At 33.5% G+C, this 11,305-nt stretch carries 14 protein-coding genes and 1 tRNA gene; 11 read left to right on the forward strand and 4 right to left on the reverse strand.

All coding sequences use genetic code 11. The annotated features are described in order from the left end of the window. The first annotated feature begins 79 nt into the window (after window positions 1–79). Complete coding sequence (locus G7082_RS08235) at window positions 80–595, forward strand: GtrA family protein (RefSeq protein ID WP_166034632.1); 516 nt, start codon at window positions 80–82, stop codon at window positions 593–595. A 317-nt stretch (window positions 596–912) separates the two neighbouring features. Here G7082_RS08235 and nrdF read toward each other — a convergent pair whose 3' ends face one another. Genes nrdF through nrdH form a run of 4 tightly spaced genes read right to left on the reverse strand, consistent with a single transcriptional unit; the run spans window position 913 to window position 4,654 of the window. Next, window positions 913–1,875 carry a class 1b ribonucleoside-diphosphate reductase subunit beta gene (nrdF, locus tag G7082_RS08240; RefSeq protein WP_166034633.1) on the reverse strand — a complete coding sequence of 321 codons (963 nt, stop codon included), beginning with the start codon at window positions 1,873–1,875 and terminating at the stop codon, window positions 913–915. Window positions 1,876–1,889: 14 nt separating this feature from the next. Beyond that, window positions 1,890–4,052 carry a class 1b ribonucleoside-diphosphate reductase subunit alpha gene (gene nrdE / locus G7082_RS08245; RefSeq protein ID WP_166034634.1) on the reverse strand — a complete coding sequence of 721 codons (2,163 nt, stop codon included), beginning with the start codon at window positions 4,050–4,052 and terminating at the stop codon, window positions 1,890–1,892. Continuing rightward, window positions 4,033–4,419 (reverse strand): class Ib ribonucleoside-diphosphate reductase assembly flavoprotein NrdI, encoded by a 387-nt coding sequence (nrdI, locus tag G7082_RS08250; protein ID WP_166034635.1) that lies wholly within the window; start codon window positions 4,417–4,419, stop codon window positions 4,033–4,035. Before nrdI ends, nrdE begins: the two co-directional genes overlap by 20 nt. A gap of 1 nt (window position 4,420) precedes the next feature. Continuing rightward, window positions 4,421–4,654, reverse strand: coding sequence for a glutaredoxin-like protein NrdH (gene nrdH / locus G7082_RS08255; RefSeq protein ID WP_086951751.1), 234 nt, complete (start codon window positions 4,652–4,654; stop codon window positions 4,421–4,423). 349 nt (window positions 4,655–5,003) lie between these two features. On the opposite strand from nrdH, the gene G7082_RS08260 reads away from it, so the two are divergent. The 10 genes from G7082_RS08260 (at window position 5,004) to G7082_RS08305 (ending at window position 11,191) form a co-directional block, all read left to right on the forward strand. Beyond that, window positions 5,004–5,480 (forward strand): FeoA family protein, encoded by a 477-nt coding sequence (locus G7082_RS08260; RefSeq protein WP_166034636.1) that lies wholly within the window; start codon window positions 5,004–5,006, stop codon window positions 5,478–5,480. Between the two features lie 2 nt (window positions 5,481–5,482). After that, window positions 5,483–7,630 carry a ferrous iron transport protein B gene (gene feoB, locus G7082_RS08265; RefSeq protein ID WP_166036047.1) on the forward strand — a complete coding sequence of 716 codons (2,148 nt, stop codon included), beginning with the start codon at window positions 5,483–5,485 and terminating at the stop codon, window positions 7,628–7,630. 9 nt (window positions 7,631–7,639) lie between these two features. After that, complete coding sequence (locus tag G7082_RS08270; protein ID WP_166034637.1) at window positions 7,640–7,765, forward strand: FeoB-associated Cys-rich membrane protein; 126 nt, start codon at window positions 7,640–7,642, stop codon at window positions 7,763–7,765. A gap of 399 nt (window positions 7,766–8,164) precedes the next feature. Next, the gene (locus G7082_RS08275; RefSeq protein WP_166034638.1) at window positions 8,165–8,704 is read left to right on the forward strand and encodes a hypothetical protein; all 540 of its coding nucleotides are present in this window, start codon (window positions 8,165–8,167) and stop codon (window positions 8,702–8,704) included. Window positions 8,705–8,799: 95 nt separating this feature from the next. Next, window positions 8,800–8,872: transfer RNA gene (locus G7082_RS08280), tRNA-Lys, on the forward strand. 166 nt (window positions 8,873–9,038) lie between these two features. Continuing rightward, complete coding sequence (locus G7082_RS08285) at window positions 9,039–9,641, forward strand: hypothetical protein (protein ID WP_166034639.1); 603 nt, start codon at window positions 9,039–9,041, stop codon at window positions 9,639–9,641. Continuing rightward, a complete protein-coding gene (locus G7082_RS08290) occupies window positions 9,613–10,053 on the forward strand; it encodes a hypothetical protein (RefSeq protein WP_166034640.1) in 441 nt (146 codons plus the stop codon). Before G7082_RS08285 ends, G7082_RS08290 begins: the two co-directional genes overlap by 29 nt. 8 nt (window positions 10,054–10,061) lie before the next feature. Next, complete coding sequence (locus G7082_RS08295) at window positions 10,062–10,328, forward strand: hypothetical protein (RefSeq protein WP_166034641.1); 267 nt, start codon at window positions 10,062–10,064, stop codon at window positions 10,326–10,328. A gap of 147 nt (window positions 10,329–10,475) precedes the next feature. After that, complete coding sequence (locus G7082_RS08300; protein ID WP_166034642.1) at window positions 10,476–10,736, forward strand: AbrB/MazE/SpoVT family DNA-binding domain-containing protein; 261 nt, start codon at window positions 10,476–10,478, stop codon at window positions 10,734–10,736. A 101-nt stretch (window positions 10,737–10,837) separates the two neighbouring features. Beyond that, entirely contained in the window at window positions 10,838–11,191 is a 354-nt protein-coding gene (locus tag G7082_RS08305) for a type II toxin-antitoxin system PemK/MazF family toxin (protein ID WP_166034643.1), read from the forward strand. Window positions 11,192–11,305 lie beyond the last annotated feature (114 nt).

Genomic DNA, 11,305 nt, shown 5'->3' on the forward strand with positions numbered 1-11,305 from the left:
TAAATAAGCTATGTAACTAAAAAAAACAAGGGGCTGGCATTTAGTCAGCCTTTTATATTGCAAAAAGGAGGTGGAACATTTGATTAGAAGAAAAGAGTTTTTACTATACAGTATTGCTGGAACGATTGGAACGTTCATTTATTTCTTTGCTAGGTTTACGATGAAGAAATTTACTGACAGTGTGATGTTACCAGTTTTAGTGGGTCAAATGTGTGCCATTGTTTTTTCCTTTTTTGCTAACAAGTACTTTGTTTTTAAAGATAAGGGGACTGATTTTAAGAAGACTTGTCATCAGTTCTTTGAATTTTGCTTAGGACGTGGGTTTGTCATTTTACTAGATATTGGGATTGCTCATTTCTTTGTGGCGAAATATGGTCAATTTTGGATTAGAATGCTAAACTTAAGATCTATTAATTTTCAAAATGCTTTCTTTTCTAACCCAATGTTTTCAAGATTTATTGGAAATGAGTATTTACTTAATGAATTCATCTTTACAGTGATTTCTCAAGTCTTAGCAACGATTATTAATTATGTTGTATCTAAACGAATTGTTTTTAAAATCCAAAAGAGCCAAGAAGCAACTTTCGCTTCTTAGCTCTTTTTTTAGGTTCTAAAAAAAGGCACTTAACTCCAGTTGCTTGGAGCTAAGCGCCTTTTTCATCATTTTTTAGTTCAGATTCAAAAGGCAGCTCCTGCGGCAACTTCAAAAATAAAAATTAATTCTAAAAGCGTGAATTATTTTTTATTTCCTCCAGTTGCTTGGAGCTAGGCGCCTTTTTCATCATTTTTTAGTTCAGATTCAAAAGGCAGCTCCTGCGGCAACTTCAAAAATAAAAATTAATTCTAAAAGCGTGAATTATTTTTTATTTCCTCCAGTTGCTTGGAGCTAAGCGCCTTTTTCATCATGCTTTTTTACATTCCGATTAAATAATCATCATCGCTCATGGCTTCTACTGTTCCTAGTAAGTAGCCATTACCTACTTGTGAGAAGAAGTCGTGATTGCTTGTTCCTGTTGATAAGCCGTTCATAACGATTGGGTTCACGTCATTGGCAGTGTCTGGGAACAATGGGTCTAATCCTAAGTTCATAAGAGCTTTATTAGCGTTGTAGCGTAAGAAAGTTTTTACTTCTTCTGTCCAACCTAATTTATCATAAAGAAGCTCAGTGTATTTCTCTTCATTTTCATATAAAGTAAAGAGTAAATCATACATCCAATCTTTCATTTCTTCTTGCTCTTTCTCAGGTAATTCATTAAATCCTACTTGGAATTTATAACCAATGTAAGTTCCGTGAACAGACTCGTCACGAATAATTAATTTAATGATTTCAGCCACGTTAGCTAACTTATTATTACCTAAGTAGTAAAGTGGGGCATAGAAACCTGAATAGAAAAGGAAAGTTTCAGCATAAACACTGGCGACTTTCTTTTGAAGACCAGTTCCATTTAAGTAAATTTCATTAATAATCTCAGCTTTTTTCTGTAAATGTTCGTTAGTATTCGTCCATTCAAAAATTTCTTCGATTTCAGATTTTGTGTTGAGTGTACTAAAGATTGAAGAGTAACTTTTCGCATGAACTGATTCCATGAATTGGATGTTGTTTAAAACAGCTTCTTCATGAGGTGTTCTAACGTCAGGACGTAGTGCATCAATGGCACTCTCTGATTGAATCGTATCAAGTAAGGTAAGTCCACCGAATACAAGACCGATGTTTTCTTTTTGATCTTCTGACAAAGTACGCCAATCGTCTAAATCATTTGATAATGGGATACGTGTATCTAACCAAAATTGTTCTGTTAGCTTTTCCCAAGTTGATTTGTCAATAATATCTTCAACGGCGTTCCAATTTATCGCCTTGTAGTAACTATTAGTCACAGTGATTTCCTCCCTTAAATAACACAGCTTTCACATTGATTACTGCCGATTTCACCTGAATCATCAGTAAATGTTCGAACATAATAAATTGATTTAATACCTTGGTTAAAGGCGTAGTGACGTAAGATATTCAAGTCACGAGTTGTTTGTTTGTTCGTTTCAGTTTTCCACTCGTATAAACCTTCAGGCATTTCAGAACGCATGAAGAGTGTCATACTCATACCTTGATCTACATGTTTTTGAGCAGTCGCGTACACGTCAATTACTTTACGCATATCCATGTCATAAGCAGATGTGTAGTAAGGCATACTTTCATTGTTTAAATGAGGTGCTGGATAGTAAATCTTCCCAATTTTTTTCTCTTGACGTTCTTCAATTAAACGAGTAATTGGATGAATACTAGCACTTGTATCATTAATATATGAAATTGAGCCGTTTGGAGCAACTGCTAAACGGTTTTGATGATACAAGCCGTACTCTTTGATTGACTCTTTAAGAGTAGCCCAATCCTCAGCTGTAGGAACATCAATTGAACCAAATAATGCTTTAATTTTTTCTGATTTTGCTAAGACTGGTTCGTTGATATAAGTATCAAAGTAAGAGCCGTTGGCGTAATCAGATTTTTCAAAGTTATGGAACGATTCACCACGCTCTTTCGCAATATTATTACTTTCAACAAGTGTCCAGTAATTTAGTAACATAAAGTAAACATCAGTGAATTCCAATGATTCTTTTGAACCATATTCCATTTGATTTTTGGCAAAGTACGTATGTAGACCCATGGCACCTAAACCAATGGTATGGTTCAAACGGTTACCGTTTCTAATAGAAGGAACAACCGCAATATCAGAAGCATCCGTAATAAAAGTTAAGGCACGAGTCATGGCACGAACTGATTTACCAAAATCAGGGCTATCCATTAAGTTAACAATATTAGTTGAACCTAAGTTACATGAAATATCTGTTCCAAGCTCATCGTATCCTTGTTGATCGTTAATCATTGAGGGTTCTTGGACTTGTAGTATTTCAGAACACAAGTTACTCATGATGATTTTTCCGTAAACCGGATTAGCACGGTTGGCTGTATCAATGTTAATGATATAAGGATAACCAGATTCTTGTTGTAGCTTACTGATTTCATTTTCTAAGTAACGAGCGCTAATTTTTTGTTTACGAATCTTAGGATTTGCTACTAAGTTATCGTATTCTTTTGTGATATCTAAATAAGAGAAAGGCACACCGTATTCACGTTCCACACTATATGGACTGAATAAATACATGTCTTCATTGTTACGAGCTAATTCATAGAATTTATCAGGAACGACTAAACCTAAAGAAAGAGTCTTCACACGAATTTTTTCATCGGCATTTTCTTTTTTAGTTGAAAGGAACATTTCGATATCTGGATGGAAGACGTTTAAGTAAACCACACCAGCACCTTGACGTTGACCTAATTGATTACTATAGCTAAAGCTATCTTCAAATAATTTCATAACTGGAACCACACCACTAGCAGCGCCTTCGTAACCTTTAATTGGAGAGCCAGCTTCACGTAAATTAGAAAGTGTAATTCCAACCCCACCACCAATACGTGATAGTTGTAGAGCACTGTTAATTGAGCGTCCAATACTATTCATGTCATCAGTCACTTGAACTAGGAAACAAGAAACAAGTTCCCCACGACGCTTACGTCCTGCATTTAAAAATGAAGGAGTTGCTGGTTGATAACGTTGATAAATCATTTCCTCAGCTAAGCTAAGAGCTAATTCTTCATTACCATCAGCAAAATATAAGGCATTAAATGCTACGCGGTCTTCATAGCGCTCTAAATAAGCAGTCCCGTCGTTTGTTTTTAAGGCATATTGAGAGTAAAACTTATAAGCAGCCATGAATGACTTAAAGGTAAAGTTTTGCTCATCTAAGTAAGTGTATAAAGACTCGATAAACTCAATCGAATATTTACCGATAAATTCAGATTCTAAATAATCCTCTTCAATAAGAAAGTTTAATTTGTCTTCAACAGAAGCAAATTGTTTCGTGTGAGGTTCCACATTTTCGTTAAAGAAAGCAGTTAAAGCTTCTTTATCTTTGTATAAAGGAATTTGATCATCTACAGGACGATTAATTTGATTATTTAATTTAAAATAAGTTACATCTTCAAGATTTTTTAGACTCAAGGTTATCCACTACTTTCTTAAAATTTTTAACATCTTCTAGTGTACCATTAAATTCAAAACTGAAAAGCAAAGGGACTTGATAATCTCTTGCAATATCTTTAGCAGTGAAAATAAAAAGGTCAGCAAAGTTACGATTTCCTCCACCGACAACGCCTAGCATATTTTTTTGATTTGTTTTGTACTCAATAAAATCGTTCACTACTTCTGTGACTTCAGCGTCGTAAGTAGGAACGATCAGGATATACTCTTCATTGATTTCATGAAAAGGATTGTTAGGGTTAATTTCATGTGCGTGGTTTGCGGGGAGTTCGAGTTTGTTGATGAATCGTCTTGTTTGCCCGGTTAAAGAAAAAAAGACTAGTTTCATACTAAACAGCCAACGTTCTTAATTGATCAGGACGGAAGCCAACGATAGTAACTCTTTCATCTGCAGTTGTAATCACAGGAACGCTTCTGAAACCTTGCTCTTTTAATGAATCAATATATTGTGGTTCTGTATCAATATTGATTTCTTCAAAGTTAAGGTTTTTATCAGCTAAAAATTTCTTAGTCATCTTGCATTGTGGACAGTTATCTTTTGTATATAAAGTTATTGTATTCATTTAAATCACTCCATTTGGTCTTTAATTTCTATAAATATTAGTATAGCTTTTTATAAAAAAAAGTCAATGGAAAAACACAAGATATAGTGCTTGATTTAAATGTAAGCACAATCTTTAGTGATTAATTGTTTCACAAAAGGATATTATCAAGCTTTCATTTCTTTTTCAATGAAAAATTTTTTATAAAAAATCATAGTAATTTGTTTTTGAACAAAAGAAAGTGTACCAAGATTAATGTGTATAAATTCACATTAAATGATTGACATGTTATCAGTAGGGAATTACAATAAATAATAATGAGAATCGTTATCAAGTGTAGGTGCGTGTGAATAAAGAAGGAGCGCTATGAATGAAAAATTTAATGTCTTGTGAGACGAATAAAATTTATCGTTTTGAAGAATTTAAAGGTGAAAAAGAATATGAGCGTCATTTGATTAATTTAGGGTTAATTAAGGGATCTGATCTATATGTAGTGTCTAAAGAAAAAGGGCAGCCCGTGATTGTTGTTTTTAAAGAAGCAAGAATTGGTTTAGATGAAATCATAGCTAAAGACATTTATATAGTAGAAAAAGAAGATCATGGCTTAAAAAGTTTACAGTCTTTGGATCAAATGGCAGTTAATGCTTCAGGAAAAGTGTCAAAGATTTTAGGAACGGGTGTTTTGAAACGTCATTTAATGGATATGGGATTAACCAAAGGGACCGAAATTAAGATTACTAAATTAGCACCTTTAGGAGATCCTATTGAAATAAAGGTTAGAAACTATGAATTAACACTCCGTAAAAAAGAAGCTGAGATGATTTTAATAGAAAGTGAGCTTGACTAATGATGACTAAACGACAGATTGCTTTAGTTGGAAATCCGAATAGTGGTAAGACTAGTTTGTTTAACGAATTAACAGGAACCAATCAATCAGTTGGTAATTGGCCTGGTGTAACAGTTGAAAGAAAAAGCGGCAATTTAAAAGAAAATCATCAGATTGAACTGCAAGATTTACCTGGTATTTATTCTTTGTCTCCTTATTCGCCAGAAGAAGGCGTGGCTAGGGATTATTTACTGGAAGAACATCCTCACCGTTTACTAAACATTGTGGATGGAACGAATTTAGAAAGAAACCTCTATCTGAGTACTCAACTTTTAGAACTGGGGATTCCGATGGCGATTGCAATTAATATGATGGATGTGGTGGTTAAAGAAGGAACAATTATTAATTGCGAGAAGTTAGCATATGGTTTAGGCGTCCCCGTTCTTCCTATTAGTGTGGTGAAAAAAAGCGGGTTAGATAAAATCAAAGAACAGCTACAACTAGAAAACAATCTAGGTGAGAAAGAAATAGCCTATCCGATTTATGATGACCGATTAGAAGTCGCTTTAAATGAAATTGAAGGCTTGATTAAAGCTTATGTCCCTAAACATCAATTGCGCTGGTTTACGATTAAACTTTTTGAGCGGGATGTGAAAGTAGTAGAGAAGATGACACTTTCAAAAGATATTCAAGCCGAAATCGAAGAAATCATTCAAATCACGGAAAAAATTATGGATGAAGACGGTGAAAGTATCATCATTAATGAACGGTATGATTTTATTAGCCAGTTAGTTGCTTTAAGTATTGTGAAGGAAAAGGACTTCAAACTAACGGTGAGTGATAAAATCGACCGAGTGGTGACTAATAAATGGTTGGCACTCCCAATTTTTGCAGTCATTATGTGGGCTGTTTACTATTTATCGATTCAAACAGTTGGAACCATGGGGACCGATTGGATCAACGATGTCTTATTTGGCGAATGGATTCCAAGTCAAGTAACGCATTATTTAGAAGTTTGGCAAATTGCCCCTTGGTTACAGTCGCTTATTTTAGATGGGATTATTGCGGGAGTCGGGGCAGTCTTAGGTTTCTTACCTCAATTAATGGTTCTGTTCTTGTGTCTGTCTTTATTAGAAGACTGTGGTTATATGGCACGAATTGCGTTTGTCATGGACCGTTTATTTAGAAAGTTTGGTCTTTCTGGAAAATCATTTATACCTATGTTAATCGCCACAGGTTGTGGGGTTCCAGGTGTCATGGCAAGTCGAACGATTGAAAATGAAAAAGATCGCCGCATGACGATTATGACAACGACGTTTATGCCTTGTTCAGCTAAGTTGCCAATTATCGGTTTAATCGCTGGTGCATTTTTCCCGACAAGTAGTTGGGTAGCGCCATCTGCTTACTTTATAGGCATTGGCACCATTGTTTTATCAGGAATCTTACTTAAGAAAACTAGCTTGTTTAGTGGCAAAGCAGCCCCCTTTATTATGGAGATGCCAGCGTATCATATGCCTCGGTTTCAAAATAGCTTTAGACAAATGATCGATCGTTCATCATCTTTTGTTAAAAAAGCAGGGACGATTATTTTTGCTAGTTCTGTGATTATTTGGTTTTTAAACACCTTTAATTTTAGTTTTCAAATGGTGGAGACAGAAGATAGTATTTTAGCATCAATGGGACGCACAGTGGCAATTATTTTTGCTCCTCTTGGCTGGGGAAATTGGCAAACCACCGTGGCAACCATCACTGGTTTGATTGCCAAAGAAAATGTAGTGGGAACGTTCGGAATTTTATATGGTCATCAAGAGTTGGCTTCTGAAGTGGGAAGAGAATATTGGCCCCTTTTTAGAGAAAGTTTAACACCGATTGCAGGTTTTTCATTCTTAGTCTTTAACTTGCTCTGTGCCCCTTGTTTTGCGGCTATAGGAGCAATTAGACGAGAGATGAATGATTGGAAGTGGACAACGCTAGCGATTGGCTATCAGTGTTTTGTAGCTTATATTGTGAGTTTTATTATCTATCAATTAGGCAGTTTTATGTTTGAAGGAAAGGCATTTGGTTTAGGGCAAAGTATTGCTTTAGGACTCGTGCTAGTTATTGTCTTTTTCTTAATCAAAAAACCAGTCAAAAAACAAGAAATCGTCGCCAAAGGAATTGAAATTTTATAGGAGGTCATTATGGGAACGTATCTATTAGCAGGTATCATTTTTTTAGGTGTCGGGATGGTTATTTATAAATATGGCATTAAGAAAGAAAAGTCATGTGACTGTTCTTCCGTTGATTGTCCAGTGAAAAAGAAATAGAGTGACAAAATTGTTCGTCTAGCCTAAGTTAGAAGGCAGGCTAGGTGAAGAGTAAAATAAAAAGATAAAATGTCAGACGTTGGGAAGAAAAAAAGAGGACATTTCACAAAAATATTTTTGAGAATTAGAATAGAACAGAGCGTTTCACACCGGATGAGAGAATTCATTTAGTGTGGAACGCTTTTAATTTTAAAAAAGAGGGAAACTGAACAGAGATTAAAATTGTCGTTTTAAAGGACGAAACTTTGGAAAAAGAAGCCTTTATTCTGTCATATACTTTATCCATAAAGAAAAGCCGAAAACATATAGACACTTCAAGCATATTAAGGTATATTAAGTGAACAGAAAACAAATAAGGTACTTTATATATAATTGGGGAAAAGAGAGGGATTGGGAAATATGATGGAAGAAAGATATGATCAAAACGAAGTAGAGGAACTATTTAGTGGTGTGATGAGTGAAGTTGAAATGGCAGAGATTTCATTTGAAAAGAGTTTATATTTCAAACAACTGTCTTATAGTGAGCAAAAAGCATCAAGAGATATCATTTATTATCTAGGAGAATTCATGTTTGATTATCATTTAGAATCACTTTCAACATGGAGTAAAGTAGCGCTTGAAGATGTTTTAATTTCAGTATTCCCAACAAAAATTGTGGCTAATCGTGATTTTTTTAAGAGAGTAGAACCAGTTCTTGTTAAGTTCTTTGAATTCTTGTGTTACTCCGAGAAACAAACCAAAGCTTTAGAACTTATAGAGCGAATTCAGATTGTTTCGGAGTTAATGCTAAATGAAGTGGAAATTGTCTTAAAAAATAGCAATGAAGTAAAAGTAATGGATTTAGGAGTTGAGATGGGCTTAGATATGTCTGACTTAAGTGAGCTAGATCGACTATATAAATTCGTGGATTTATTCGAAACGTCAAAAAAAAAAGAGTAAATTCAGACAATATCATCAACTTATTTGCGTATCGTAAAATTAAATAATGAAAGTTATTGAAATCACAAAATACTAGTGCTATACTAACCTAGTCAGGGCTGTTAGCTCAGTTGGTAGAGCAACGGACTCTTAATCCGTGGGTCGCGGGTTCAAGCCCCTCACAGCCCATAAGACAAAATGTTGATATATAAGCCTTTTTAGAGGGTTTACATATCAACGTTTTTTTGTTTTGTGGCAGAAAACGTGGCAGAGATTTACTTTTGTTGAGACAGTGGCTAAAAGAAGGCAAAATAACAAAACCTCAATATAATAAACTTAGGAAAGGAAAATAGATATGTTAGAATTAAAATTGATTAATAAAGAAAATCCATATAGTGACGAACCATCAGCTCCATTTGATTTGTGGGCGGAGTTTACTTTGAAGTATGAAGATAAGATATTACTTAGTACTCAATGGGATATGGTAGGCTTTATTGAGTGGTTTATAGAAAAAAAAGAATACTTGGCAACCGAAGTATTTCCATTTAAGTTTACAAATTCAATTGCTGAATCTAGAGATTTATTATTTGATAAAATTGATGATTTTTCGGATGAACAAGAACAGGAGCAATTTGAATATGAGGACTATTTATCCGATTACTTTGTTAATCATTATTTTCATTTAAGAGGAACTGACACACAGTCGTTTTATATTGGTTTGATACCTAACTTGAATGGAGAAATATCATGTTCTGTGGAAGATAAATATGAACGCTACGAGTTTAATATGGATAGTTTTATTTCTGAGGTAGATGAAGAAATAAAAAAATTCTTAAAAACATGTGATATAAGTAATGAAACTAAGTTATTTTTCAAAGGATCCTTATCTTACTATTATAAATACGTAGGTTCAGTGGGGGAGAAAACAAATGAAGAGTCGATTAAAAGAATTAATTAATAAAAAAGTCATTAAAAGTAGTTCGGGAGGTGGAGCTGGTTCAATACTAGTTATTGAATTAGAAAATAGTTCGTACTTTTTTATTTGGTGTGCTTGGCGTATTGAATGTGAAGATGTTGTTATCGTCACATCATTTGATACTATTGAGCCTACAGAATTTACAAATAGTTTAAATGGCTATATCGGTGAAAAAGTACCTTTACTTGTAGGGAACAGAGTGTTAGATATTACTCTGACCCCTCAATATGATTTGAGAATATCCTTTGAAAATAATTATGTGTTGCACGTATTTTGCGATATTGGTTTTTCTAGAGAGGACTACAATATTAATTGGGAGTTAAATATTCCACATGAAAATATATCAATAGAAATAAATAATCATTTTGAAGAACAACATGGGCAGTATAACTGAGGTTAAAAATGATGGTGATTTTTTATTATGTATTTAAACATAAAAAGACTAATACCAGAATTGGTATCTATAGTGAGGGTGATTTACGTGAATCTATAGAAGATGCTTTGCAAACTTTCAAAACATTAGATTCTAGTATAGGAAATATTTATATATTGGTATTAGCATGTAGGACTTATGATGGAACGGTAGATAGAATTAATGAGATGGGTAACGTACAAACTTTATACTTTATAGGAAAATCAAAAACTAATGATAACAAAAATATCGAATGACACTAAATGAAATTGATGCTGAATCTAAAATGAAATACTTAGATATTTTTGTATATACGAAAGATATACAAAAAATTGACATAAAGATATACAACGGATATACTTAAAGGGTAAAATAATAATTCATAAAAAAGAGGAGGAATCCTAATGGAATTAGTAAAATTAAGTAGATGGGGAAATAGTAACGCCGTCAGAATTCCAAAGAATATTTTAAATAAGTTAGAAATTAATACAGATTCTAGTGAAGTAGAATTTGAATTAGAATTAAATTCAAATAATCAAATAGTTTTAACTCAAAAGGAAGAGGATAAAAACTATCTAGCGACATTGTTTAAAAATTATGAAGTATCAGAATCTGATAAGGTAGAATTAGATTGGGGCGAACCTAAAGGTGTTGAATTATTTTAAAATTTTCTGAGAGATATATTTTTACGCTAAGTTTTGATCGTGTTTCGCACAGATAATTTGGCATTTTATAAAAATAAACTCTTTTAGGAGGAATTTAAAATATGAATCAAAATGTTAGAAGTAACAAAGAGTTTTCACGTGGGGATATTTTTATGATGAATCCAAATCCTACGAAAGGACATGAACAAGGAAATTATCGCCCTTTTATTGTATTATCTGAAGAGCTTCAAAAATTTTCTCCCCATATGTTGCAAGTAGCTCCAATTACTAGTCAACGTAAAGGGTACCCACTTCATGTTGAACTTCAGACGTTAAACCATAATGTAGGTGGCTTAGTATTAACGGAACATACTAGAACAATTGATGTTATGGCATACTCTGTGAGTTTTAAAGTGATAGATGAGGCTACAACAGAGTGTATATTAGAATGTAAAAAGATAATTGATAGTTTTTAATAAGAAAAAGTTGGTATGCAAGTGTTAGAAAAATGCTTGTATATCAACTTTTTTTTAATTACTTTACTTATTTATCTCGAATAACTCAGCAAGCTTTATTTGAGACAACCATGC

The sequence above is a fragment of the Vagococcus hydrophili genome, from assembly GCF_011304195.1.
Lineage (GTDB): Bacteria > Bacillota > Bacilli > Lactobacillales > Vagococcaceae > Vagococcus > Vagococcus hydrophili.

Bases quoted from the DNA above. Each gene is read 5' to 3' on its own strand.
- nrdI (WP_166034635.1), bottom strand. From the start codon at position 4,419: ATGAAACTAGTCTTTTTTTCTTTAACCGGGCAAACAAGACGATTCATC.
- nrdH (WP_086951751.1), bottom strand. From the start codon at position 4,654: ATGAATACAATAACTTTATATACAAAAGATAACTGTCCACAATGCAAG.
- G7082_RS08260 (WP_166034636.1), top strand. From the start codon at position 5,004: ATGAAAAATTTAATGTCTTGTGAGACGAATAAAATTTATCGTTTTGAA.
- feoB (WP_166036047.1), top strand. From the start codon at position 5,483: ATGACTAAACGACAGATTGCTTTAGTTGGAAATCCGAATAGTGGTAAG.
- G7082_RS08270 (WP_166034637.1), top strand. From the start codon at position 7,640: ATGGGAACGTATCTATTAGCAGGTATCATTTTTTTAGGTGTCGGGATG.
- G7082_RS08275 (WP_166034638.1), top strand. From the start codon at position 8,165: ATGATGGAAGAAAGATATGATCAAAACGAAGTAGAGGAACTATTTAGT.
- G7082_RS08285 (WP_166034639.1), top strand. From the start codon at position 9,039: ATGTTAGAATTAAAATTGATTAATAAAGAAAATCCATATAGTGACGAA.
- G7082_RS08290 (WP_166034640.1), top strand. From the start codon at position 9,613: ATGAAGAGTCGATTAAAAGAATTAATTAATAAAAAAGTCATTAAAAGT.
- G7082_RS08295 (WP_166034641.1), top strand. From the start codon at position 10,062: ATGATGGTGATTTTTTATTATGTATTTAAACATAAAAAGACTAATACC.
- G7082_RS08300 (WP_166034642.1), top strand. From the start codon at position 10,476: ATGGAATTAGTAAAATTAAGTAGATGGGGAAATAGTAACGCCGTCAGA.
- G7082_RS08305 (WP_166034643.1), top strand. From the start codon at position 10,838: ATGAATCAAAATGTTAGAAGTAACAAAGAGTTTTCACGTGGGGATATT.